This window comes from Rhodococcus sp. 320_ES, from assembly GCF_059691855.1.
Window position 1 is genome coordinate 524,040 of the sequence record NZ_JCAWAG010000002.1, and the last position, 25,407, is coordinate 549,446.

A 25,407-nucleotide genomic window follows, 5' to 3' on the forward strand; every position below is an offset into this window, starting at 1 on the left:
CGAACAATCGAAAACGATGATCCGTACCATACAGTGCGGTATGGTGCGATGGGTCACAAAAACGGTGACCCCGCCGCCGGGAAAGGCAGAGAATGGCACAGGACGTACCCCGCCGAGCTGTACTGCGAGGCCTCGGAATCGGGACCGCCGCGCTCACGCTGGGCACCGTGGCCGCCACACGAGGCAGCGCGGCCCCACCTGCAGGGTTACCGAAGAGCCCATTGATCTTCCATTCCCCGGAGTTGACTCCGTTCCGGGACACGATGCCGGTCCTTCCGACCGTGTCGGGAACCGATCTCTCCATCACCTCCGTGACCGCCACCCACCGCTTTCACGCGGACCTGGCCGCGGCTCCGACTCTGGCCTATCGATCGCCCGGCGCAGATGCCGTCGGATACCTGGGCCCGGTGATCGAAGCGCACACGGACGAGGCGCAAACTCTGCGATTCGCCAACCGCATCGGCGCCCATCCCCTCGCCGTCGACATGGACACGACACTGCACGGCGTCACCGAGCAGTTCCGCACGACCCCTCCCAACTCACTGCACTTGCACGGCGGCGTCACTCCACCGGACAGCGATGGACACGCCGAGCAGCTCACCTTCCCCGGTGGCGACATCGTGCACCGCTTTCCGCTGCGTCAGGAGGCGGCGACTCTCTGGTACCACGACCACGCGATGGGAATCACACGCACCAACGTCTATGCCGGACTCGCCGCCATGTACCTGGTCCGCGACAGATTCGACACCGGCGAGAAAGGCAATCCTCTCGGGCTCCCGGCCGGCGAGTTCGAACTCCCGTTGGTCATGCAGGAGAAGATCCTGAAACCGTCCGGCGAGTTGAACATTCGCTCGACACTCATCGTGCCGGAAGGATCGTGGGAGGGTGGTGCCGTCGGAGACGTGGGGCTCGTGAACGGCGTCGTATGGCCGAACATGCCGGTCGCCAAGGGCCTGTACCGCTTTCGCGCGCTCAACGCGGCGTCGTACAGCGTGTGGAACGTCCACTTCGAGAACCACATGCGCTTCTGGGTCATCGGTACCGACGGCGGACTGCTCGACGCTCCGATCCCCGTCACCTCCTTGCGCATGGCGCCGGGTGAGCGGTGGGACCTTCTCGTCGACTTCTCGGGATTCGATGCCGGAACCACGATCGAGCTCCGCAACGACGAGGCCCCGCCGTTCCAGGCGGCCGTCATCGGTGAGGTCGCGATGCCGCTGTTCTGTCGATTCACGGTCGGCTCCGCACGCGGATTCACCGGTGGCGTCCCGACCTCGCTGCGCGGTGGCCGCGGCCCGGAACCGTTGCCTCCCACAGCCTCTCCGACCGTCGTCCGCAACGTCACCGTCAGCCAGCCGTATGCCGTGCGCAATCCCCCGGCGTACATGGCGCTGAACAACCTTCGCTACACCGACCCCGACATCGAGATGCCGAAGCCGGGCACCGTCGAGCAGTGGAACATCATCAATGTCACTCCGGATCCGCACCCGATCCACATCCACCTCGTCACATTCCGAGTACTCGGACGGCAGCCGCTGCGCACGGTCGACTACCAGCTGGCCAATCCCCAGCCGGCCGTCGGAGTGAAGTGGACGCCGTCCGCCGACAATTTCGTTGCGGGCCCGATGATTCCGGCTCCGGCATTCGAAGCAGGTTGGAAGGACACCGTGCGCGTGGACGGCGGCACCGTCACCCGCGTCATCGTGCGCTTTCCGACCGCGGACGAGCTCGGTTTCGACCCCGACGCGACGTTCGCCCGCCCGCAGGCGCCCAGCGACAACGGCCGGATGGATCACGGGGACATGAATCACGGGTCCATGAATCACGGGGACATGGGGGCTGCTGCCGGCGACCTGCAGGGGTACATGTGGCACTGCCATCTCCTCGATCACGAGGACCACGAGATGATGCTTCGGTATCGGATCGCGGAATGACAGCGGCCACCGCCGTTCGGACGGCGACGTCGTCCGTCGGTGAGTTCTACGCTCTCGCGCTGGACACCGGGGCCGCCCTGAGGCGTGGGCGTTTCCAGTGGGGCGAATTTCTCGAGCAGAGCTGGTTCGTCGCGAGAGTGTCTCTCCTGCCGACGATTCTGATGTCGGTACCGTTCACGGTCCTGGTGGTCTTCACCCTCAACTCGCTGCTGACAGAGATCGGTGCCAGCGATCTCAGTGGCGCCGGCGCCGGGCTCGGTGCGGTCACACAGATCGGTCCGCTCGTCACCGTGCTCGTGGTGGCAGGCGCCGCTGCCACCGCCATCACGGCGGATCTCGGATCACGCACCATTCGAGAAGAGGTCGCGGCCATGGAGGTTCTCGGCATCGACCCCGTCCAGAGGCTGGTTCTGCCGCGCGTCCTGGCGAGTACGCTCGTGGCCACGCTGCTCAACGGTGCCGTGTGCACCATCGGTCTCGTCGGCGGGTTCTTCTTCTCGGTGTATCTGCAGAACGTGACCCCCGGTGCATACGTTTCGGGTGTGACGCTGCTGGTCGGGTTGCCGGAACTTCTTCTGTCCGAGGTCAAAGCAGCACTCTTCGGTCTCATCGCCGCACTGATTGCGTGCTACCGCGGCCTGTCGGTCAAGGGCGGGCCGAAGAGTGTGGGGGAAGCGGTGAACGAGACGGTCGTCTTCGCATTCGTCGCCCTGTTCATGGTGAACATGATCCTCACCTCCATCGGTCTCGCGCTGGGTGGGCGTTGATCGTGTTTTCTCTGAACCAGAACAGTGCCGTTCTCGCACTACGCCGTCGAGGGGTCGGCGTATCGCGCGGGATCGACGATCTCGGGGACCGGGCTCTGTTCTTCGTGCGCGCCATCGGATCGATGGGGAAGGCCGCGCGCGACTACCGCGGCGAGACGATGCGCATCATCGCCGAGATCAGTTTGGGCACCGGTGTTCTCGCGGCGGTCGGGGGGTCCGTCGTGGTACTGGGGTTCCTCACACTCTTCGCGGGGGCCACCGTTGCCGTGCAGGGGTTCGATTCTCTCGGCGACATCGGTGTCGACGCGCTCACCGGATTCCTCGCGGCGTACGTCAACGTCAGGGTGGTGTCACCGGTCACCGCGGGGGTGGGTCTGGCCGCCACGATCGGGGCGGGAACGACCGCGCAGTTGGGCGCGATGCGCATCAGCGAGGAAATCGACGCCCTCGAAGTGATGGCCATCAAATCCGTGCCCTACCTGGTGGGTACGCGCATCATCGCCGGCCTCGTCGCGATCGTCCCGTTGTACGCATTGGCCCTGACGACCTCGTTTCTCGCCAGTCGCGTTGCGACAGTGTGGATCCTCGGTCAGTCGAGCGGTGTCTACGATCACTACTTCTCCACCTTTCTGATCCCGTCCGACGTTCTGTGGTCGTTCCTGCAGGTGATCGTCATGGCCGCGGTGGTGATGTTGGTGCACACGTATTACGGCTACACGGCCTCGGGCGGACCGGCCGGTGTCGGAACAGCCACCGGCAGAGCCGTGCGACTGTCACTGATCGCGGTGGTCACCATCACTCTGCTCATTTCCCTTGCGCTGTACGGAAGTTCCCGTGCCGTACACCTGGCGGGCTGAGTCGTGACGCGTTGGGCACCGAAACTCGCGGCGTTGGGCCTCGTGGGAATCGTCGCTGCTGCGGTCGGCGCGTCGTACCTCTCCTATTCGGGAGTGGTGGCCGACGCCGTGGATCCCCCCGTCGACGTCACGATCGAGTCCGGCCGCGCCGGCTTGGTCATGCAACCCGGGGCGCTGGTGAAGATGCACGGAGTCGAGGTCGGAAAGGTCACGGCGGTACGGCAAACAGCGGACGGAGCCGAGGTCGACATTCGACTCGCCGCCTCCGAAGCCGACACGATCCCCGCGAACGTCGATGCCGACATCGCGGCCACCACGATCTTCGGAGCGAAGTACGTCACCCTGGTCGATCCTGCCGATCCGGGCACCCGACCCATCGCCACGGGAGCCAGAATCGATGCGGGTTCCGTGACCGTCGAAGTGAATTCGGTGTTCGAGTCGTTGACCACGGTCCTCGCTGCGGTCGATCCCCAGAAGTTCAACTCCACCCTGACGGCACTCGCCACCGCCTTCCGCGGTCGAGGTGCCGAACTCGGTAGGACTATCGACGACACGAATTCGCTTCTCGCAACGCTGGAACCGAGCATCCCGGCGCTCCGGAAAGACATCACGTCCACCGCGGACACCGCGAACGTCTACGCCGAGGCGGCACCGGATCTGCTCGCGACGCTCGGTAACCTCTCGACCACCGCCGACACGATCGTGCAGAAGAAGGACACCCTCGACGGGTTCCTACTGAGCGCCATCGGTCTCGGCGACACCGGAAACGCTGTGCTGTCGGACAATTCCGCAGCACTGTCCGACGTGATCCACACCCTGCGGCCCACCGCGATTCTGACGAACGAGTACTCCCCGATGATCACATGCTTCCTGCAGGGCGCCGACGTCGCGCGCGGATACGCCGAGAAGGTGTCGGGTGGCAACGGACGGACCATGTTGCTCAACAGCACGATTCTGTTCGGCGTTCCGCCCTACACGTACGAGAAGGATCTGCCCGAGGTCGCAGCGTCGGGCGGACCGCGGTGCGGCGACCTGCCGGTTCTGGGCGCCGAGGACGTACCGGCACCGTACGTCGTGGCCGACACGGGCTCGAATCCGTTCCGCGCCGGGAACACCGGCCCCGTCCTGTCCCCCAGCTCCATTCTCGATTTCCTGCCGGGCGGGCTCGCGGCACCGGGAGCCGCGCGATGAAGCGGACCGGGGTCGTCGTCCGGCTGTCGCTGTTCACCACCGTGATGGTGCTGGTGCTCGCCGGCCTCGTCGTGGTGTTCGGCCAGATCCGTTTCGACGATACCACCGCGTTCCGAGCGCTGTTCACGTCCGTTTCGGGTCTGAAGAGCGGAGAGTTCGTGCGCGTGGCCGGAGTGGAGGTCGGCAAGGTCAGCTCCGTCACGGTGACCGGCGACAACCAAGCATTGGTCGCGTTCGACGTCGATTCCGGATATGCGGTCACGACGAGTACGACCGCGACGGTGCGGTATCAGAACCTCGTCGGCGACCGATACCTCGAGCTCGCCGAGCAGGCCGGAGATGCCGAGCCGCTCGGGGAGGACGGCACGATCGCCATCGAGAACACCTCTCCTGCAATCGATCTCGATCAGCTGCTCGGCGGCTTCAAACCGTTGTTCACCGCGCTCGATCCGGTGCAGGTGAACAACCTGTCCGCGGAACTGATCGCCACGCTCCAGGGAGAAGGTGGCACCGTCGCATCCGTTCTCGCGCAGACCGCTTCTCTCACCGGTGCACTGGCCGATCGCGACGCGGTGATCGGCCAGGTGATCACCAACCTGAACACGGTGCTCGGCACACTCTCCGAGCAACGTGAGCTCTTCGGGACCGCAGTGGACCGGGCGCAGGATCTGGCGACGGGTCTGGCTCAGCAGAGCCAGGCGTGGGGACAGGCTCTCGCGAGCATCGACACCTCGGCTGCCACCGTCGCGGACCTGCTGACCGAGGCGCGTCCGCCACTGCAGGACACGGTTGCCGAACTGGGCCGTACCGCAGCACAACTCGACGCAGGCAAGGAGACTGTCGGAAGTATCCTCACCCGGCTCCCGGACACGTACGCGGCGCTCAGCAGGCTGGGCTCGTACGGCAACTTCTTCAACTACTACCTGTGCGGACTGAAGATCAAGATCGACACTCCGGACGGCAACGGTTTCACCACGCCGATCTTCGGTCAGGACACGGGACGGTGCGCGCCGAAATGACCGAACGCCTGAAGCTGCGCAACACCTTTCGCCTCGGACTGCTGGGAACCTTCCTGATCGCGGCGCTCGTGCTGTCGGCGCTCAACGTCTCCGCACTGCCGTATCTGTTCTCGGGATCGACCTACCGTGCATTGTTCGTCGACACCGGGGGGTTGAAGACGGGCGGTACCGTCGAAGTAGCGGGAATCGCGAGCGGTGAGGTGACGAACATCGAGATCGAGGGCGACGCCGTCGCCGTCTCCTTTTCCGTCGACGGCAAGATCGCGCTCGGATCGGACACCCGCGTCGACATCGTGACCGCAACGGTGCTGGGCACCAAGCACCTTCGGGTCACTCCGGCGGGAACCGGCCGCATCGGTCCGAAGGACACGATCGGAGTCGATCACACGAGTTCGCCGTATCAGCTGACCGACGTGCTCGGCGACCTCGCCGACACGACCGAACGCATCGACACCGATCAGCTCGCCGACTCGATGCGGGTCCTCACGTCCACGCTGCAGCAGACTCCCGACGATCTGAAGGCGGCGCTCGACGGCGTGTCCCGGTTGTCGACGACCATTGCCTCACGCGACGATTCACTGCGCAGGCTTCTCGCGACCGCGCAACAGGTCACCGGAGTTCTCTCCAGTCGGAGCGATCAGGTGAACACTCTGATCGTCGACGCGAACACCGTCCTGAACGAGCTGAACATCCGGCGAGCGGTCATCGACCGACTGTTCGACAACGTCACCGCCCTCGCCACCGAGCTGACCGGTCTCGTGGCGGACAACCGAGCGCAACTCGCTCCGACGCTCGCGTCTCTGCAATCCGTGCTCGACGTCCTGACCGCGAACAAGGCCAACATCGGCTCCGCCATCGAGAAGCTGGCCCCCTACGTGACCGAACTGGGAGAAGCCGTGTCGAGCGGTCCGTTCTTCAATTCCTACATTCAGAACCTGATTCCGGGACAGATCATCGACCCCTTCATTCGTGCCGCACTCGGACTCCCCCCGCCCCCCGGCCAGAACTACACCGAGAACCCGGCCTCGATCGTGAACGGGGCGCCCCGATGACGGGCAGGTGGAAGGTCACGATCGTCGTAGCCGCCGTAGTCCTGATGGCCGTCGCGTCGTACGTTCTGGTTCCACGCTTCACCACGATCTCCGTCGAAGCCGATTTCACGTCCACGACCGGCCTCTACGTCGGGGACGACGTGCGAATCATGGGTGTGGACGTCGGCACGATCGAGTCCATCGAACCGCGTGGCGATCACACCGTGGTCCGATTCTCGGTCGACTCGTCGTATTCGATTCCCGCGCAGGCGAATGCGGTGATCGTCTCCCAGAGCCTCGTCGCGTCCCGATTCGTGCAGCTCGCCCCGGCGTACACCGGAGGCGATCGAATGAGCACCGGTGCGCACATCCCGCTCGAACGCACGGCAGTTCCCGTCGAGTGGGACAAGGTGAAGGAGCAACTGGCGCGGGTCGCCGGCGCGCTCAGCCCCGCCGAGAACGACACGGCCGGTCCGCTGGGCGATCTCGTGAACGCCGCGGATGCGAATCTGTCGGGCCGAGGTGAGAACCTGCACACCACGCTGGACCAGCTGTCCGAGGCTCTGAAGACGTTGTCGGACGGCCGAACCGACCTGTTTGCGATCGTGCGCAATCTGCAGATCTTCGTCTCCGCGTTGGCGCAGAGCGGCCAGCAGATCGTCCAGTTCAACGACCGGCTTGCCTCGGTCGGTCAGGTTCTGGACGCGAACACCGACCAGATCGGATCTGCGCTGGCGACCCTCGACACCGCGGTCGGTGAGGTCGAGAGCTTCGTCCGTGACAATCGCGATGCAGTGACCACCAACGTGCAGGCACTACAGGAAGTGGTGGGCGAACTCGCCTCGCAGAGAACCGGACTCGAGCAGGTCCTGCACGTACTGCCCACCGCACTGTCGAATCTGAACAACATCTACCAACCGGCTCACAACGCGATCGTGTCGGCGCTGGCTCCGAACAACTTCGCGAATCCGATGGACTTCATCTGCTCGGCCCTTGCTGCGGCCGAGCAACTCGGCGCCCGCGAAGGTGCCGAATTGTGTGTGCAATACCTCGGCCCCCTGCTGAAGACCCTGTCGTTCGACTACCTTCCGTTGAGCGCCAACCCGATACGCGGTGTCGGCGCACTGCCGGACCAGTTGGTCTACAGCGAACCGCAATTGGCGCCGAGACCTCAGGATCTGAACTCCCTGCTCGTCCCCGGAGGTGTGCGGTGAACACGCGTCGGCTGGTCCCGCCCGTAATTCTTCTGGTCGTGCTCGCGCTGGCCGGATGCTCGTGGCGCGGGCTCAACTCGTTGCCGCTGCCCGGAACGGAGGGCAACGGCCCGGGTGCCTACTCCGTGACGATCGAGATGCCGGACGTCTCGACCATCGAACGCAATTCACGCGTCCTGGTGAACGACGTCACGGTCGGTCGGGTCGCCGACATCGGACTCGACGACGGTCATGCGGTCGTGACGGTGTCGGTGAACCCGGACGTGATACTGCCCGCGAACGCAACGGCAGAAGTCGGTCAGACCAGCCTGCTCGGGTCCACGCACATCGAATTGGCGGCGCCCACAACAGAAGCCGCGACCGGTGTGCTGAGCGACGGAGCGTTGATTCCACTCTCGCGTGCCGGTCGGTATCCGACGACCGAACAGACACTCGCGTCGGTGTCACTGGTACTCAGCGGTGGCGGACTGTCCCAGATCCAGGAGATCACGACCGAATTGAACGCCGCGCTCGCCGGCCGCTCGGAATCCGTACGCACCCTGCTCGATCGACTGAACACCCTCTTGGCCGGGCTCGACGCCCAGAAGGACGACATCGTGCGGGCCATCGACGGACTCGATCGATTCGCCGGTGAGGTCGCCGCCCAGAACGAGGTGCTCAGCGGCGCTGTCACACGCGTCACCCCGGCACTCGGCGTGCTGGCGGACAGCCGCGAGAATCTGACCGGCGCCCTGACCTCGCTGGGCCGACTCGGCGATGCGGCAACCGCCGTCGTGAACGACACCCGTGTCGACCTGGTTGCGAACCTGCGCAACCTTCGACCAGTGCTCGCCTCCCTCGCCGATGCGGGTCCGTCGCTCACCGAGTCGCTGCGCTACCTCCTGACCTACCCGTTCCCGATCGACACCTATGCCAACGCGGTGCGCGGCGACTACGCGAACGGCGAAGTGACACTGGACCTTCGCCTCAGCACGTTGGACAACGCCCTCTTCCTCGGCACCCCACTCGAGGGAACCCTCGCCGGTTTGGAAGGCGCGGTGGGCGCGGTCGCCCCGAGCCCGGCACCGACCGTGCCGGCCATTCCCGACCTCCTGCTTCCGCCACTGCCTGCAGGCACTACGCCACTGCCGGGAGGCACGCCATGATGACGTCACTTCGGCGGAAATTGACGGTCGTGGCGGTGATCGGCGTCGTCGCCATCTCGTTCACGGCCGTGAACTATGCACGACTGCCCGAAAAATTCGGTGTCGGGCGCTACACGGTGACGGTGCAACTGGCCGACGGCGCGGGTCTGTACTCCAACGCGAACGTCACCTACCGGGGCGACGAGGTCGGCCGTGTCACGGAGTTGAGGAAGGTCGCGTCCGGCGCCGACGCCGTGGCGACGCTGCTCTCCAGCGCGAGGATCTCGACCGATCTCACGGCCCACGTGCACAGCATGTCTGCGGTCGGCGAGCAGTACATCGATCTGGTCCCGGCATCGGACGAGGCTCCGTACCTCGCCGACGGAGACGTGATCCCCCGCGATCGCACGACGGTGCCCGAGCCGATCGCGCCGACACTGGATCAGGTGCAGACCGCGCTGACGTCCATCGGATCCGACAAACTGCAGAGCGTCCTCGACGAATCCTTCACGGCGGTGGACGGTCTCGGACCGGAATTCGCCGGCCTCCTCCGATCGTTGAACGAGTTCACCGCGGCCGCGCGTGACGCTCAAGATCCGACGAAGACATTGATCGACCAACTCGGCCCGCTGTTGGACACTCAGGTCAGCAGCGGCGATGCCATCGTGGAGTGGGCCAGATCGCTGGCAGGTGTCACCGGTCAATTGGCGGCGAGCGATCAGAATTTGCGGAATGTTCTCGACAAGGGCGGGCCCGCGGCCGATCAGCTCACCGGGCTCCTGAGCGACGTGCGCCCGACTCTGCCGCTGCTGCTGTCGAACCTCACGAGTGTCGAACAGATTGCGGCAGTCTACAACCCGGCGCTCGAGCAGGTCCTGGTGCTGTATCCGCCCTTGATCGCGGCGACGCAATCGTCCGGCTTGGTCAACGCCGACGATCCGGCTCAGAACACCTTCTTCGCTGCGCAATTGAACGATCCCCCGCCGTGCACGACCGGTTTTCTCCCGGCGTCGGAGCGGCGGTCGCCCACGGAGACGGACACGATTCCGACTCCACCCGATCTGTACTGCAAGGTTCCGTCGGACGATCCGTCCGCGATTCGCGGCGCCCGCAATCTCCCGTGCATCGAGTTTCCCGGGCGCCGCGCCGCGACGGTTCAGTTGTGCCGCAACCCCAATGGGGAGGGTGCCCCGGGCGACGTGTCCGACCTGCTGGTCCCCCCGCGCTGACCGCTCCGGTCTCAGACCGGGTCGAGCTTCGAGACCAACCACGCGTCGCCGACACGCGTGAGTTCGATGCGGAGACTGGTGGATCCGGTGGTCGGTGTCGGCGCATCCTTGGATGTGACGTTCTGATTCACGAACACCAGGGCCACCGCGTCGTCCGCCGACGCGGACACGACCGACGTTCCGGACACGGATACCGTGGAGGTGATACCTCGGTCCTTTGCCGCGGGCGCGACGACGTCCCGTCCGAACGACGAGTAGTAGTCGAGGAAGTCGCCGGTGAGCAACGTGGTGGCACGCGCGACGTCGGCGTCGACCGTGTCCGGGCGGTAGGAGAGGATCGCGACGGCGCCGTCGGCTGCCGAGGATGCGACCTCCGATCGGGCCTGCGCCAGGTCGGCGTCGTGGCGATGCGTGATCGTCGTCATCGCCGTGGCGCCCGCTCCACCGAGCAGCAGAACACCTGCCGCCACCGACCCCACAATCAGCCGGGCCGACCGCCGCCGCGTCGCGGTCACGGGACGAACTCCACGTCGGACATCCGAAGTGCACCGGCGTCGTCGGTCAATGTCACTCGCAGCCTCCACACGCGCGGTTCCTCCTGCGCACCGGACGAATTGGTGACCTTGGACGTGGCAGCGACCAGAACTTTCGCGGTTCCGCCGTCCATCGACTCGAGGCCCGCCTCGGTGATCGACCCGACCGCTTTCACGTTCGCCTGCTTCACGACCGTCACGAAGTCTGCAGCGCGCGTGTCGAAGTCGTCCCGGAAGCCACCGGTGGACTCGGCGAGAATGCGGGCGGTGTCCGCATCGACGGTGTCCGCGGAGATCGACGTCAGATCGAGTACACCTTGCCGAGCAGACTGCAGGTAGCGCTGACCGAGCGCATCGTTCTCGCGCATCGCGGTGTGCTCGTTCCACAGTCCGACACTGGTGACGACGAGTCCGGCCGTTACGGCAAGGACGGCCCCGACCACCAGCCGTGTCCGCCATCGGGGGCGACCGCTCTCCTCGTGCACCGCCTCGGGCGCCGTCTCGTCTCGATCCATCACGTCGACAGTGACTTTCGCGCCGTCGCTCTCGCTCTCGTCGTCCATCTCGTCGTCACTTTCGATCGCAGAATTCGATTTGTCCATACCATCGAGTATGGTACGTTCCTGTGACGCGGGTCGCAACCAGGTTCGGTGGACCCCAGATCGATCGGAGGCGGTCGGCCACGTGATCAGCGACCATTTTCAGCGCATACCGTACGAACCTGCCGCAGACGGCCGCATCGAGATGCACTCCGGTCTGTCCCGGCATTACCCCACCCTGCACGGCAACCTCGTCGCCGAAGACGGCTACAGCGCCGAGCTGGGCATCGTGATGGCCCACCCCGCATCGAACTTTCTCTCGCACTTCCTGCTTCGCGGTTTCGCCGAGGCGGGAATTCCCGCGATGGGTCTCAACACCCGGTACTCCTGCAACGAGCCCGCGCTGATCATGGAACGCGCGGCCACCGACCTCGGCGCCGGTGTGCGGTGGATGAAGGAGGAACTGGGATTCGAGAAGGTCGCCCTCCTCGGATTCAGCGGAGGCGGGTCCCTCGCCGCGTTCTATCAGGCACAAGCCGAGAACCCCACGGTCACTCGGACTCCTGCGGGTGATCCCGCGAACATGGCTGCGGCCGAACTGATTCCGGCCGACGCGCTGATGCTCGTGGGCGCGCACCCCGGTCGCGCGCGGGTGTTGCGCCACTGGATCGACGGTTCGGTTCTGCGCGAGGACGATCCGAGCTCGACCGATCCGGACCTGGATCTGTACGCAGCCGACCGGAGCCTTCCGCTCGGGGACGTCTGGGTCGACAAGTACCGCGCCGCGCAACTCGCGCGAGTGCGCCGAATCGACGCATGGGCCCTCGCCGAGCTCGACCGCATGTCGGTCAGCGGCGCCTCGGACCGCGCGTTCGTCGTCCACCGCACGGTGGCGGACCCGAGGTTCGTCGACGTCTCGATCGACCCGAGCGATCGCGAACCGGGAAGCATGTACGGCGACCCGCACGCGGCGAACACCGCCGCAGGAGGCCTCGCCCGCTTCGTCACCGTCCGAAGTTGGCTCAGTACATGGAGTTTCGAGAACACCAATGCGGACGCCCTGAAGAACCTTCCCGGCGTGAGTGCACCGTCGCTCGTCATGGCGTTGATGGGTGATCAGGCGGCGTTCGCGAGCGAATCGGTGCAGATGTACCAGGCTCTGCCGTCCGCGAACGCCACCCACGTCGAACTGCCGAAACTGAATCACTATCTCGTCGACCAGCCGGACGGCGTCGGTACGGTCACGGGCCGAGTGCGCGATTGGTTGCGCGAGACAGGTGTCCTGAACGGCGCCTGACGCGCCTCGGGACCGACAAGGAGAATTCGATTGTCCACCAACATTATCGGTACCACGACCGCCGACAACGTCGGCGGTGACCGGTGCCCCACCGCCTTCACCTACTGGCGGAACCGCACCTCGCCCGGGGTGCAGCGCGCCGAGAAGGTCATGCATGCCCTCTTCGGTACGTCGCTGTTTCCGCCCGACGACGAGGCACGCGCGTTCTGCAACAGCCTCTTTCACGGTGACACGGTCGCCGAGAACTTCGTCGACGAGGTCTTCGCAGCAGACCCCAAGGCGGGGCGCGCGATGCTGGACACCGCGCTGAACCACGGGTTGTCCTCGCTCGATTCCGTACCCGAGTCCATGCGGGTCCTGTTCGACGAGTTCGAGACCCTTCCGTCCTGGGTCCGCCCCGAACTCGTCGAGCAGGGCGCCGCGGTCTGGCGACGATGGGGCACCATGCTTTTCACCGTCGCCGGCGGCATCACCCTCGAGATGTACACCGAAGCTGCCGTGGCGACTCCGCTGTCACTGGCCGGCGGATACGCAGGAGACAACGCGCTCCGTCGGTTCCTCGAAACCGCCAAGTTCTGGATGGACGTCTCGGCACCGGGAGCGCTGCTCGAGATCGGCTCCGCCGGACGGGCCACCGCCATGCGCGTTCGGGTCATGCACGTTGCCGTGCGACGACGCGTCGACGGCCACCCCGAGTGGGACACCGAGAAATGGGGATACCCCATCAGCCAGGGGTACCAGATGCTGACCCTCCTCGGCGGCAGCACCGTTCCCGCACTTGCGCTGCGGCTCAATGGATATCAGACCACCGGCGACGAGATCCGCGCGCTGCTGCACTTCCAGAAGTTCATGGGACACCTGCTCGGCGTCGACGTCACCCACTTCCCGCGCACCATCGCCGATTCCCTCCGGCTGACCGCCATGGTGTCGATGAGCCGCAGTTACGACGCCGGCGTCCACGGCAAAGAACTCATCGAGTCCTTTCCTGCCAGCTTCGCTCCGCGCGAGGGTCAGACCGGGTGGAAGAAGCTGCGGGCGCGCTACAACTACGGCATCTACGGTGCGTACACCTCCATCTTCATGAACCCCAAGACGCGGGCGGATTACGACATGCCGCCGGCGTTCCCGTGGATTCTCGTCCTGGTGGCCAGGTTCCCCCTGATCACGGTCATGGAACTCGCCCGCCGATTCGTTCCCGGCGTCGCCGGTGTGGTCGAGAAGGTTGCGGTCCGGCACCGCGAAAGTTGGTACCGAGCCCAGATGGACGGCCGTGAAGCCGAATTCAACGCCCATGGAGCACTGAGACGATGACTACCTCGAACACGACCGACCAGCTGTCCTACCTGCGCGGGTTCGGCAACGAACACCACTCCGAAGCGATACCGGGGGCGTTGCCGTGGGGTCAGAACTCCCCGCAGCGAGCACCGATGGGCCTCTACGCCGAGCAGATGTCCGGCACGGCCTTCACCGAACCGCGCGAGAACAACAGACGCAGCTGGGTGTACCGAATTCGGCCGAGCGCACAGCACTCTCGGTTCGACCGCATCGAATTACCGACCCTTCGGTCCGCACCGATCGACGGCGGGACGCTCGACGTCAACCGCCTGCGATGGGATCCGCTGCCCGCACCGCAGGCGTACACCGACTTCGTCGACAGCCTCTACACGATCGCCGCGAACGGAGACGTGCAGCAACGCAGCGGAATTGCGATCCACCTCTACAACGCATCCGCGTCGATGACCGATCGGTATTTCGCGGACGCAGACGGTGAACTGTTGATCGTTCCGCAGGACGGCCGCATCCGGCTGCACACCGAATTCGGCATCCTCGACGTGGCACCGGGCGAGATTGCCGTCGTCGGACGGGCGATTCGTTTCCGCGTCGCGTTGCACGACGCCACCGCCCGCGGCTACGTCTGCGAGAACTACGGCGCGTACTTCACCCTCCCCGAGCTGGGTCCCATCGGGGCCAACGGTCTCGCGCACGCCCGAGACTTCCTGTATCCGGTTGCGGCATACGAAGACCGAGACGACACCGTTCAGGTGGTGCAGAAGTTCGGCGGATTGCTGTGGGCCGCCGACTACGACCACTCACCGCTCGACGTCGTCGCCTGGCACGGAACCCATTCGGTCTACAAGTACGACACCGCGTGCTTCAACACGATGGGAACCACGGGGTGGGACCATCCGGACCCCTCCGTCTTCACTGTGCTCACGTCGCTGTCCGAACAACCGGGACAGGCGAACGTCGACTTCGTGATCTTCCCGACGCGCTGGACCGTCGCGGAACACACGTTCAGACCGCCGCATTTCCACCGCAACAGCATGACCGAGTTCATGGGATTGGTCAGCGGCGTACACGATTCGAAGGCGGAAGGATTCGTGCCCGGCGGCGCGAGCCTGCACAACATGTGGGGTGCGCACGGGCCCGACATCGAAACCTTCGACAAGGCGACGACAGAGGAATTGACTCCGCAGAAGTTCGAGGGGTCGCTCGCCTTCATGTTCGAGACTCGGTGGCCCCTCGTCACAACGGATTTCGCCCACGCAGCCGAGCACCGTCAGCCCGACTACGACTCGTCCTGGGCGGGTCTGGAACGTCACTTCCGCCCCTGAGAATCACGCACCCCTGCCAATCACGAACCCCGAAAGCACGGAGCCACGATGACCACAGCTACGCGTCACCCCGAATTCACCCTCCCCGATCCGCTGCTGCGGATCGGGGGACGCCGTGTGCCCGCACAAAATGGGGCCACCTACACCTCGACCAATCCCGCCAACGGGGACGTCGTGGCCGAGATCGCCGCCGCCGGACCGGAAGACGTGGACGCCGCGGTGCGCACCGCGCGCGAGGCGTTCGAATCCGGGCCGTGGGCGTCGATGCGCGCGTCCGAGCGAGGCAGGATCCTCCACCGCGCTGCCGATCTCATCGACAAGGACGCCGAAACCCTGTCGGCGCTCGAGGCCGTCGAGATGGGCAAGCTGTTCAAGGACTCGGTCGGGGGCGACATTCCCTGCACCGCAGACGTGTTCCGGCATTTCGCCGGATGGGCGGACAAGATCACCGGCACATCGGCTGCACTCCCCGACTTCGGCCCCCAGCGGCGCTTCGGCTACACCCTGCGCCAACCGCTCGGCGTGATCGGTGCCATCACACCGTGGAACAACCCCGTGGTGATCGCCGCCTGGAAGATCGCTCCGGCCCTCGCTGCCGGGTGCACCGTCGTCATCAAACCGGCCGAGGACGCGTCCCTGTCGACGCTGCGTCTCGCCGAACTCCTCACCGAAGCCGGCCTGCCCGACGGTGTGCTCAACGTGGTGACCGGATTGGGGCCGGTGGCGGGGGAAGCGCTCGCCACGCACCCGGGTATCGACAAGATCTCGTTCACCGGCAGTCCCGCTGTCGGACAACGCATTCAGAGCCTGGCCGGCAACTCGTTCCGTAAAGTGGTCCTGGAACTGGGCGGCAAATCCCCGCAGTTGATCTTCGACGACGCCGATCTCGACGCAGCGATGCCGTGGGTGGCCATGGGCAACTTCTATCACCAGGGTCAGGTGTGTGCCGCAGGCACGCGTGTCATCGTGCACGAGTCGATCGTCGACAAGGTGGTCGACGGACTGGTCGCCGCGGCCGAAGCCGCCGTCGTGGGTGACCCGTTCGACGAGACGTCCACGATGGGAACCATCGTGAACCAGAAGCAGCTCGACCGGATCGTCCGCTACCTCGAGATCGGAAAGACCGAGGGCGCTCGCCTGATGACCGGAGGGAATCGAATCGACCGACCCGGGTACTTCGTCGAGCCGACGGTCTTCATGGGGCACAACGACCTGCAGATCGCCCGGGACGAGATCTTCGGACCCGTCGCCACCGTCATGAGTTTCTCGAGCACCGAGCAAGCGATCGCCTTGGCGAACGACACCAAGTACGGCCTCAACGCAATGGTGTACTCGCAGGACATCTCTCGCGTCCACGCCGTGGTCGAGAAGCTGCGCGTCGGAACGGTGTGGGTCAACGGCTGGGGCGTCCCGGATCCCGCCCTCCCGTGGGGTGGTCGCGGCGGAAGCGGCATAGGACGCGAACTCGGACGTGCGGGCATCGAAGCCGATACCGAGGAGAAAACAGTTCACATCGGTTTCGCAGCTCTGTGACCGACACCACGACGAAACGAGACACACCCATGATCCCCGAAATAGTCGAGACCTGGAACGGTCCCGGCCGCTCGGACGCCGTGCTGACGAACGTGCTTCCGCGACACAACGGAGCACACCCCGTTCCCGGCAGCAAGCAGGGTTTCGAACACTGGTACTTCGACGCGCACCTCGACGACGGCAACACGATCATCGGGTTCATCAACATGCGCAAGCCCGAAGAGCCTGCGTTCGTTGCCAAGCCGAGCGTCGAGATCCTGATCTACTCCCCCGACGGCAGCCGCAGGCAGATCATCAAGAAGTATCCGAAGAAGGAGGCGTCCGCGTCGATCGCCGCGTGCGACGTCCGCGTGGGACCCAACCACGCCCACGCCGAGTTCCCGCCGGACAGCCTGCCCATCCATCACCTCCACCTCGCCGAGGAGGACGTGGTCTTCGATCTGGCGTTCCACAACGAGCTGCCGAGTTGGATGCCCGGCGACGGCGAGACGCTCTTCGGTGACACCGACGTCTTCGGATGGGTCGTCGCGGCTCCGCGGGCCCGCATCACCGGCACGATCACCATCGGCGGCGTCACGACCTCGGTGACCGGCCGCGGGTACGCGGACCACAACTGGGGCGCCGGGGACATGAAGCGCGTCATCGACCGCTGGCACTGGGGACGGCTGTACGACGACGACTACTCGCTGCTCTATGCCACGGTGATCACGCAGAAACGTCTGGGGCGCCACCAGAGTCGGCCTCTCATGTTGGCGCGCGGCGGCGAGATCGTGCTGTCGACCGGTGAGGCCGAATTGACCGAGGGCCCTGCGGTGTACAACCACATCGCCGGGCGCAGCCACCCCGAGTGGATTCGGTTGACCGTCGAGGGCACGGTCGATCTGCTGCTGACCGTGCGGAGCGTGGTCCACGCGCACGATCTGCTCGACGACGTGCCCGTGGCCCGAACCAGATTCGCCAAACCTCTGGTGCACAAGCTGGTGGGTCATCCCGGTTACTTCCGTTTCGACTCCACCTTCGAACTGACCGTCACCCTCGAGGGAAAGACCGAGACCCGCACCGGCACAACACTGCACGAGCTGGTGGCGTTGAACTGAATCGCCCTGTCACCGGTCTCGGTGACTGACCACGTTCACGACGGTGCCGTCGGGCGCGCGAACGCGTTCGCGGAACGGCGCAAGGGGTCGTCGACACGCTCGAATCCAACTACGATTTCGCGCGAGCGTCCGCCGATACGACGAGGAGTGCCGTGCAGGAATACCGATGGCGTGACGGTCAGACGATCGCGTGGGAGGTATTGGGCTCGGGCCCGCCGCTGGTGATGTGCCACGGCACTCCGTGGTCGTCACGGCTGTGGCGGCCCATCGCCACCGCATTGGCTGGGCGGCACACGGTGTATCTCTGGGACATGCCCGGTTACGGGCGGTCCACGATGGCGCAGGACCAGGACGTGTCGCTCGCTGCCCAGGGCGAGGCCCTGGTCGACATGATTGCCTACTGGGGGCTGGAGCGGCCGATCGTCGTGGCCCACGACTACGGCGGCGCGGTCAGCTTGCGCGCGCACCTCCTGCACGGCATCGCGTTTCGGGCGTTGGCACTGGTCGACGTGGTTGCTCTGACGCCGTGGGGATCGCCGTTCTTTCGGCTTGTCGCACGCAACGCCGACGTTTTCGCACAGCTGCCCGCGAACCTTCATCGAGCCCTGGTTCGTGAGTACATCTCCGGCGCTGCGCATCGCGAACTCCCGGTCGACGCACTCGACGCTCTGGTGGAACCGTGGCTCGGTGACACCGGCCACGCCGGCTTCTACCGCCAGATCGCGCAGGCCGACGAGCGGTACACGCGCGAGTTCGACGACCTCATCGAGCATCTCGCGCTGCCGGTGCTCATCGTCTGGGGCGAAGACGACACCTGGATCCCCGTCGACCGTGCGCACAGTCTGGCCGCGAGGATCCCCGGCGCGGAACTGCACACGGTTCCCGATGCCGGCCACCTCATCCAACTCGATTCCCCGGCACTTCTGACCGGGCTGCTCCTGGATTGGCTCGACCGCCTCCCGCCACTGGACCGATAGCGGCGAAACAGACGAAAGCCCCGGGTGGGAAGTAGGCGAATGCCTGGTGTGATCCACGTCATGTGACGCCAGTGTTTGTGATCACCGCAGCACTCGCTCCCACATCGAAGGACCACCATGACCACTTCCACCCGTATCGAACCCGCCGGATGGGCGAGTGACCGCCACCGGCGAAGCGTGACGTGGATCGTCGCCCTCGCGACGGTCGCCATCGTGTTCGACGGATACGACCTGGTCGTCTACGGCGCGGTCCTCCCGACGCTGCTCGCCGATCCGACCGCCCTCGGCCCCCTCGACCCGGGCACGGCCGGCGCTCTCGGTTCCTACGCCCTGATCGGTGTTCTGGTCGGAGCCCTGTTGGCGGGTGTGGTGGGAGATCGCATCGGACGGCGCCGGACGATGCTGACCGCCATCGTGTGGTTCTCGGTCGGCATGGGCGCGACCGCCGTCGCCCCGAACATCGGGACGTTCGGGGCGTTGCGCTTCTTCACCGGCATCGGAGTCGGGGCACTGGTCGCCACCGTCGGAGCCATGATCGCGGAGTTCGCGCCGGCCGATCGGCGGAACGTGTTCAACGCCATTGTCTACAGCGGCATTCCGGCCGGCGGCGTACTCGCCTCGCTGGCCGCCATCACGCTCGAGGACAGCGTGGGCTGGCGCGGCCTGTTCTGGCTGGGTGCGCTGCCGCTGGTGATCCTGTTGCCGCTCGCCCTGGTGCGGATGCCCGAATCGCCGCGCTGGCTGGTTGCTCGCGGACGGATCGATCAGGCTCGCGAGGTCTGCGCCGCCACCGGAATTCCGATGCCGGAGGCCGAGGAGTCGACGCCGGGAGACCCCATCGGTTTCGCCGCGCTGGCGCGTCGCCCACTGCTGCGCCCGACGCTTCTGCTCGGCTCGATGAGCTTCTGCGGGCTGCTGTTGACCTACGGGCTGAACACCTGGTTGCCACAGATCATGTCCGAGGCCGGTTACAACGCCAAGGGGTCCCTGTCCTTTCTCCTGGTCCTCAACGGCGGCGCCATCGTCGGTGGTCTGATCGCCTCGCGCGTCGCCGATCGCACCGGCCCGCAACGCGTCGTCGCCGCGACGTTCTGCCTGGCCGCGGTCGCCTTGTTGGTCCTGACGTCCGGCGCACCTCTCGGCATCCTGCTGGTGGCAGTGGCAGGCGCGGGCATCGGAGCGATCGGCACGCAGGTCCTCATCTACGGCTTCGTCTCGACCTACTACCCCACGCGGTCGAGGGCGGCCGGGGTGGCGTGGTGCGCCGGCTTCGGTCGACTCGGCGGCATCGGCGGACCCCTGGTGGGCGGATTCCTGCTCGGCGCCGGAGTGTCGTCTGCAACGGCGTTCTACCTGTTCGCCGGCGTGGCCGTGATCGGTGCGCTGGTCACCATGACGGTGCCGCGCGCCGCGTCCGCACCGGCTCGTCCGACAACGACAGTCAGCTCAGACGCCGAGCTGACTCGATGACGGCGAGCAGGGTGTCGACGGCCAGCGTCACGAGCTGATCCATCCCGAAGTCGGGGTCGTCGAAGTACTCGTCGGCCGTGCGGTCGAGGAATCCCACCCACCCGCGTACGGCGGCGCTCATGACGGTGTCGAGCGGTTCCTCGACCCCGGCCAGCCGCGCCACTTGGCGCGCACCGCTCGCGCGGGCCTCGCCGATCGCGTCCGCGACGTCGGGATCGGCCAGAACACCTTCGCGCGCGAATCGGCTGTAGGCGACGCGGTAGTGCTCCAGAAACTCGACGTGGCGGCGTACGAAGCCTTCGAGTCGGGCTCTGGGGTCCCGCTCGTCCGATCGCGGACCTTGGTGCTCGGCAAGACGGCCCAGGATCTCGGCCAGCGCGACGCCCACCAGGCCCTTCTTGTCGGTGAAGTAGTAGAACAACAGCCCGTGCGCGACGCCCGCACGACGTGAGATGGCGGCCGCGCTGATGTCGGCGTCCGCGCCCTCCGCGATCAGTTCGATTGCCGCGTCGATCAACGCCTGCCTGCGGTCGCGACGCGGGGCGGTTCCGCGCCGTGTCGACGAGGCGCCGGCGGTCTTGTCGGTGGTCATCGCCCTCGACAGTAGAGGACCGGCCGATCCGGGTTGACTGCAAATCAATTTCTTGACTCACAGTCAAAAATGGTTACCGTGTCAGCAGCAGCCCCTTTGCTGACAGGAGGTTCCCGATGACGTCGTCCACGGCGCCCGACTACATCGCGCACTGGGTGGTCAAGACAGCCCGCACCGACGAGATGGTCCGGTGGTACTCGACCGTGTTCGGAGCGACGATCGCCTACCAGGACGAGGGCATCACGTTCCTCACCTGGGACGACGAATCGCACCGCCTCGCACTCATCGCGGTGCCGAAGCCCGTGCGGTTCGTCTTCCCGTTCGCCAAGCTGAAGCGGAAGGCGTACGGGATCGACCACATAGCCCTGACGTTCGTGTCCCTGGAACGGTTGCTGGAGAACTACGTTCGCTTACGCCGGCTCGGGATCGAGCCCGTCTGGTCCATCAATCACGGTCCCACCATCTCTCTCTACTACGAGGACCCCGACGGCATCAGGCTCGAATTCCAGGTCGAGAACTTCGATCCCGCACACACGTCGGCCTTCTTTTTCACCGACGAGTTCGCACGCAACCCGATCGGGGTGAACATCGATCCGGGTTATCTGCTGGCTCGGTTGCGTAACGGCGCCACTCACGAGGAGCTGCGGCGACGTGACGCGGGAACGAGGCCGGGACATCCGGTGGTCGCGAACAAGCACACCATCACACCCAAGACCTTGTAGGGGGAAAACCGATGTCTGTGAGCGTGATTCGAACGAAGGACGCCTGGTGGCGGCAAGACGGAGACGTCGCGGTGCGCATCGGCACAGCAGCGTCGACCACGAAGCAGTTGCTCGCCGACCGCGCGGCGATCACTGCCGCGGACGGGGAGCGAATCGGTGTCGGTGAGCTCGACCTCGTCTCCCCGATCACCGCGCCGTGCCGAGTCGTGGCGCAGCTGCTGAACTACCGATCCCATGCGATCGACACCGGCGCGGATCCGAACACTCTGCAACCGACGTTCTTTCGGAAATCCTCGGCGTCGATCTCCGGGCCTGTCGACCCCATCCGACAGCCCCCGCACGTCGGCCTGCTCGACTACGAGATCGAGTTGGGCATCGTCGTCGGCGCAGATATCGAGATCGGGACCACCGTCACGAGTGCCAACCTTCACGAATACGTCGCCGGTGTCGTGGTCGCCAACGATGTCTCCGCCCGCGAGGTACAACTGACGAAAGTGCAGGTGTACGAGAGCAAGTCGTACCCGACCTTCACTCCCCTCGGTCCTCGGCTGGTACTGCTGGACTCGGACGAGCTACGCCGCATCCCCGATCTGCACATGACGCTCGCGGTCAACGGCGACACTCGTCAGGACCAGACCATCGGCGACGACCTCATCACCCCGCCCGCCGAGGCTCTCACCCTGCTCGCCCGTTTTCAGACCATGACCGCCGGCGACGTCCTGCTCACCGGGACTCCGATCGGCACCGCCATCTCGGCGCCACCGAAGATCGTGCAGAAGGTCGGAGAGCTGATTCCCCCGAAACTGAAGTGGAAGTTCTTCTTCGGTCGACAGGCCAAGAACAAGAGATACCTGTTCGTCGACGACGTGATCACTGCGAGCATCCGCACCGCGGACGGTTCCATCGATCTCGGTACGCAGCGCACGGTCGTCCGATGACGGCGCCCGTCGCGGTCGTGGGAGCGGGACCTGCGGGCGCAACCGCATCACTTCTGTTGGCGCGCAGAGGAATTCGCACCACCGTTCACGAGCGCCGCGAATCACCCCTCTTCCACCCGGCAGCGCACGTGATCAACGCTCGCAGCCTGGAGATCTGGAACAGCTACGACCCCGAGCTCGCGCGTTCGATCGCTGCGCTCTCGCCTCCACACGAGAGCGTCAACCTGATCAGCTGGTACGGCAATCTCGACGACCCACCGATCGGATCGATCGACCTGCTGTCCGACCCAGAACGCAAAGCGGTCGTGGAGAGCCAGAGCCCGTTCATGGTCTCGCACATCGGTCAGCACATCCTGATGCCCGTGCTGTGGGATGCACTGGAAGCGGATCCGCTCATCGACTTTCGACGGGGAGCCGACGTGGATCCTGTTCGAGCCGTGAACGATCGGCTCGGTGCGGAATTTCTGCTCGCGTGCGACGGCGCCAACAGCGCCGTTCGCGACGCGGCGGGCATCACCATGTCCGGTCCGGTGCTCGCGAACATGGGCAGCGCATTCTTCACGTGCGAGACACTGTTTCCGGACGACGCTCGGCCACTCCTCACGTGGATCTACACCCCCGAGTTGTGCGGCGTCCTGATCGCGCACGCCGACCATCGATACATCCTGATGACCGCATACCTGCACCCAGCGCAGGACATCGCGACCGACAGCCGCAGATTCTGGATTCGTACGCTTCCGACCGTGTTGGGCACCAACGACTTCGAGCTCGAATCCACCGGCACCTGGGTCATGACGTCGCAACTCGCCGACCGCTTCCGAGACGGCCGTCTGCTGCTACTGGGAGACGCGGCCCACCGCTTCCCGCACACCGGCGGCTTCGGACTCAACTCCGGGGTGCAGGACGCGCACAATCTGGCGTGGAAGCTCGACGCCGTCCTGTCCGGCGCCGCGTCGCCGGCCCTCCTGGACACCTACGACGCCGAACGTCGGCCCGCTGTCGAGAAGTTCGCGGACCAGAGTGTTGCCAACCACTTCAAGCTGGACGACATCGGTGACCGCGTGGGCATCACCAACGCAATGCTCGCGAAGGCGACGAGGCTCGTGGCGCGTCAGCCGTTGCGGTCGATACCGGGCGCCGTGGCCGCGCCGATCGCGACCGCAGCGACCCGTCGGCAGATGAAGCGCTCGCGGCGATTGAACCGACACGCACCCGGATCGGACGCACTCCGACAGGAGATCGCGGCGGCCATTCCCGATCAGGTCGAGCACTTCGTCTCGACGGGCCTGCAATTCGGCTACCTCTACGGAGGGCCACTGGTCGCACACGACGACGCGACCACCCCGCCGGAGGACGTGGTCGACTACTTCCCCACCACGTATCCCGGTGCTCGGCTTCCACACGCAATTCTGGGCGTCGAGGGTCGCTCGGTGGCCGCGCACGACGCGCTCGATGAGAACCGGTTGACGCTGTTCACCTTCGCCGGGTCGCAGTGGTCCCGCGCCGTCTCCGACACCGCGATGCCCGAACCGGGGGTGGCGGTGGTCGAGATCGAAGACGAGGCCGCGATCGATCTTTACGAAGTGGGAAGCGACGGCGCGGTTCTCGTGCGCCCGGATGGTCATGTCGCCTGGCGGACAACCGAATCCGCACGAGGCGGCTTACAGGATCTGCTCGACTTCGTCGGTACTCGGTGGGGTGACTACTACGAGGCCCCGGCTCACGCGACACAGAATTCGTTGCCCTCCGGATCACCCATGACGACGTGATGACCCTCGACGCGTTGCAACACCATCGCCCCGGCCTCGACGAGTCGGCCCACTTCGGTCTCCACGTTCGCCCAGTGATCCTCCGACCGCTCGCCCGGCGACACCCGCAGATCGAAATGCAGCCGGTTCTTGACGATCTTCGGTTCCGGTACCTCCAGGATCGACAGGCGTGGGGCGCGACCGGACGGGTGGCACAGCCAGGCACCGCCCAGCTCGTCGTCTTCGTCGTCGAAGGACGCCAACCACTCGGCTCGCGTTGTGAACGGCGGGGGCGGCGGCTCGTCGACGTATCCGAGTGCGGTCTTCCAGAACCTCGCAAGACGCTCCGCATCGGCACAATCAAGCGTGAGATCGATTCGCGCAAACACGGCAACAGGATATCGGTGATCCGCAGCGACGCTGAGCTTCTCGGTCTCGGACTTCAGTGCTCGACCGTCAATTTGACGATGATGACGACGAATCCGATGACGGCCGCCGCAACAATGCCGGCAAGCATTCCCCACCACGGCCGCTGTCGGGCAGCGTTCCACCCGCTGACTCCGCCGAGTACGAGCAGAACCGCGAATGCGTAGTCGATGGCATTGTCCAACACGCTTTCTACCGACCACCACCCCGTCAGCCGTGCGACGAGCAACGCCACCAGCGGCGGGACTGCCAGAAACACGAAATGCAGCGAATGCCGGATCATGTGACCCGAGTGATGGCGTGACGGCAGGGCTCGAGTGCGGTTGACGTGCGCGAGAGACGCCGCGAACAGGTGTGCCAGCGCCGTCGCGATCATCGGTCCGAGCACCAATCCGGTCGCATCACCGAAATCGTGGTGCGGATCGTCGAGACCGACTGCGAGCACGGTCATCATGATGACGGAGCCGTATGCCAGTGGCTCGGCGTCGAAGTGGGACCAGCGCAGTCCGAACACAGTCACGTGCACTCTTTCCGATCGTCCGGCGACGGGACCG

At 65.6% G+C, this 25,407-nt stretch carries 24 protein-coding genes; 19 read left to right on the forward strand and 5 right to left on the reverse strand.

Annotation, left to right across the window (positions count from 1 at the left end):
* The first annotated feature begins 92 nt into the window (after positions 1-92).
* Genes AC59JP_RS09165 through AC59JP_RS09205 form a run of 9 tightly spaced genes read left to right on the forward strand, consistent with a single transcriptional unit; the run spans position 93 to position 10,366 of the window.
* Positions 93-1,934 (forward strand): multicopper oxidase family protein, encoded by a 1,842-nt coding sequence (locus AC59JP_RS09165; protein WP_497325444.1) that lies wholly within the window; start codon positions 93-95, stop codon positions 1,932-1,934.
* Complete coding sequence (locus tag AC59JP_RS09170; RefSeq protein ID WP_497325445.1) at positions 1,931-2,701, forward strand: MlaE family ABC transporter permease; 771 nt, start codon at positions 1,931-1,933, stop codon at positions 2,699-2,701. The genes AC59JP_RS09165 and AC59JP_RS09170 overlap by 4 nt, the downstream gene beginning before the upstream one ends.
* 11 nt (positions 2,702-2,712) lie before the next feature.
* Positions 2,713-3,558, forward strand: a complete 846-nt coding sequence (locus tag AC59JP_RS09175; RefSeq protein WP_497325741.1) for an MlaE family ABC transporter permease — start codon at positions 2,713-2,715, stop codon at positions 3,556-3,558.
* A 3-nt stretch (positions 3,559-3,561) separates the two neighbouring features.
* Entirely contained in the window at positions 3,562-4,749 is a 1,188-nt protein-coding gene (locus AC59JP_RS09180) for an MCE family protein (RefSeq protein ID WP_497325446.1), read from the forward strand.
* Positions 4,746-5,768, forward strand: coding sequence for an MCE family protein (locus AC59JP_RS09185; RefSeq protein WP_497325447.1), 1,023 nt, complete (start codon positions 4,746-4,748; stop codon positions 5,766-5,768). Before AC59JP_RS09180 ends, AC59JP_RS09185 begins: the two co-directional genes overlap by 4 nt.
* Complete coding sequence (locus tag AC59JP_RS09190; RefSeq protein ID WP_497325448.1) at positions 5,765-6,820, forward strand: MCE family protein; 1,056 nt, start codon at positions 5,765-5,767, stop codon at positions 6,818-6,820. The genes AC59JP_RS09185 and AC59JP_RS09190 overlap by 4 nt, the downstream gene beginning before the upstream one ends.
* Complete coding sequence (locus AC59JP_RS09195; RefSeq protein WP_497325449.1) at positions 6,817-8,013, forward strand: MCE family protein; 1,197 nt, start codon at positions 6,817-6,819, stop codon at positions 8,011-8,013. Before AC59JP_RS09190 ends, AC59JP_RS09195 begins: the two co-directional genes overlap by 4 nt.
* On the forward strand, positions 8,010-9,158 hold the full coding sequence (locus AC59JP_RS09200; protein WP_497325450.1) for an MCE family protein: 1,149 nt from the start codon (positions 8,010-8,012) through the stop codon (positions 9,156-9,158). Before AC59JP_RS09195 ends, AC59JP_RS09200 begins: the two co-directional genes overlap by 4 nt.
* Positions 9,155-10,366 (forward strand): MCE family protein, encoded by a 1,212-nt coding sequence (locus AC59JP_RS09205; RefSeq protein WP_497325451.1) that lies wholly within the window; start codon positions 9,155-9,157, stop codon positions 10,364-10,366. Before AC59JP_RS09200 ends, AC59JP_RS09205 begins: the two co-directional genes overlap by 4 nt.
* An 11-nt stretch (positions 10,367-10,377) precedes the next feature.
* Here the strand turns inward: AC59JP_RS09205 and AC59JP_RS09210 are convergent, their stop codons facing one another.
* Positions 10,378-10,881, reverse strand: a complete 504-nt coding sequence (locus AC59JP_RS09210; protein ID WP_497325452.1) for an Rv1363c family protein — start codon at positions 10,879-10,881, stop codon at positions 10,378-10,380.
* A complete protein-coding gene (locus AC59JP_RS09215) occupies positions 10,878-11,501 on the reverse strand; it encodes an Rv1363c family protein (protein ID WP_497325453.1) in 624 nt (207 codons plus the stop codon). The genes AC59JP_RS09210 and AC59JP_RS09215 overlap by 4 nt, the downstream gene beginning before the upstream one ends.
* 82 nt (positions 11,502-11,583) lie before the next feature.
* Between AC59JP_RS09215 and AC59JP_RS09220 the strand changes: the two genes are divergently transcribed.
* The 7 genes from AC59JP_RS09220 (at position 11,584) to AC59JP_RS09250 (ending at position 20,427) form a co-directional block, all read left to right on the forward strand.
* Complete coding sequence (locus AC59JP_RS09220) at positions 11,584-12,735, forward strand: alpha/beta hydrolase (RefSeq protein WP_497325454.1); 1,152 nt, start codon at positions 11,584-11,586, stop codon at positions 12,733-12,735.
* A gap of 30 nt (positions 12,736-12,765) precedes the next feature.
* Positions 12,766-14,046: an oxygenase MpaB family protein gene (locus tag AC59JP_RS09225; protein ID WP_497325455.1), complete on the forward strand. Its 1,281-nt coding sequence runs from the start codon at positions 12,766-12,768 to the stop codon at positions 14,044-14,046.
* On the forward strand, positions 14,043-15,350 hold the full coding sequence (hmgA, locus tag AC59JP_RS09230) for a homogentisate 1,2-dioxygenase (protein WP_497325456.1): 1,308 nt from the start codon (positions 14,043-14,045) through the stop codon (positions 15,348-15,350). Before AC59JP_RS09225 ends, hmgA begins: the two co-directional genes overlap by 4 nt.
* A 48-nt stretch (positions 15,351-15,398) precedes the next feature.
* Entirely contained in the window at positions 15,399-16,883 is a 1,485-nt protein-coding gene (locus tag AC59JP_RS09235; RefSeq protein WP_497325457.1) for an aldehyde dehydrogenase family protein, read from the forward strand.
* 29 nt (positions 16,884-16,912) lie between these two features.
* Positions 16,913-17,980 carry a lipocalin-like domain-containing protein gene (locus AC59JP_RS09240; protein ID WP_497325458.1) on the forward strand — a complete coding sequence of 356 codons (1,068 nt, stop codon included), beginning with the start codon at positions 16,913-16,915 and terminating at the stop codon, positions 17,978-17,980.
* A gap of 152 nt (positions 17,981-18,132) precedes the next feature.
* Positions 18,133-18,957, forward strand: a complete 825-nt coding sequence (locus AC59JP_RS09245; protein ID WP_497325459.1) for an alpha/beta fold hydrolase — start codon at positions 18,133-18,135, stop codon at positions 18,955-18,957.
* A gap of 117 nt (positions 18,958-19,074) precedes the next feature.
* Positions 19,075-20,427, forward strand: a complete 1,353-nt coding sequence (locus AC59JP_RS09250) for an MFS transporter (protein WP_497325460.1) — start codon at positions 19,075-19,077, stop codon at positions 20,425-20,427.
* On the opposite strand, the gene AC59JP_RS09255 is transcribed toward AC59JP_RS09250, so the two are convergent.
* Positions 20,399-21,019 carry a TetR/AcrR family transcriptional regulator gene (locus AC59JP_RS09255; RefSeq protein WP_497325461.1) on the reverse strand — a complete coding sequence of 207 codons (621 nt, stop codon included), beginning with the start codon at positions 21,017-21,019 and terminating at the stop codon, positions 20,399-20,401. The two genes, AC59JP_RS09250 and AC59JP_RS09255, sit on opposite strands and share 29 nt — an antisense overlap.
* Positions 21,020-21,135: 116 nt before the next feature.
* Here AC59JP_RS09255 and AC59JP_RS09260 point away from each other — a divergent pair, with 116 nt between their 5' ends.
* Genes AC59JP_RS09260 through AC59JP_RS09270 form a run of 3 tightly spaced genes read left to right on the forward strand, consistent with a single transcriptional unit; the run spans position 21,136 to position 24,448 of the window.
* The gene (locus tag AC59JP_RS09260) at positions 21,136-21,741 is read left to right on the forward strand and encodes a VOC family protein (RefSeq protein ID WP_497325462.1); all 606 of its coding nucleotides are present in this window, start codon (positions 21,136-21,138) and stop codon (positions 21,739-21,741) included.
* 11 nt (positions 21,742-21,752) lie between these two features.
* A complete protein-coding gene (locus tag AC59JP_RS09265; RefSeq protein ID WP_497325463.1) occupies positions 21,753-22,679 on the forward strand; it encodes a fumarylacetoacetate hydrolase family protein in 927 nt (308 codons plus the stop codon).
* Positions 22,676-24,448 (forward strand): FAD-dependent monooxygenase, encoded by a 1,773-nt coding sequence (locus AC59JP_RS09270; RefSeq protein WP_497325464.1) that lies wholly within the window; start codon positions 22,676-22,678, stop codon positions 24,446-24,448. The genes AC59JP_RS09265 and AC59JP_RS09270 overlap by 4 nt, the downstream gene beginning before the upstream one ends.
* Here the strand turns inward: AC59JP_RS09270 and AC59JP_RS09275 are convergent.
* Both AC59JP_RS09275 and AC59JP_RS09280 read right to left on the reverse strand, forming a co-directional pair.
* Positions 24,400-24,816, reverse strand: a complete 417-nt coding sequence (locus AC59JP_RS09275; RefSeq protein WP_497325465.1) for a VOC family protein — start codon at positions 24,814-24,816, stop codon at positions 24,400-24,402. The two genes, AC59JP_RS09270 and AC59JP_RS09275, sit on opposite strands and share 49 nt — an antisense overlap.
* 53 nt (positions 24,817-24,869) lie before the next feature.
* A complete protein-coding gene (locus AC59JP_RS09280) occupies positions 24,870-25,373 on the reverse strand; it encodes a hypothetical protein (protein WP_497325466.1) in 504 nt (167 codons plus the stop codon).
* Between the last annotated feature and the right edge of the window lie 34 nt (positions 25,374-25,407).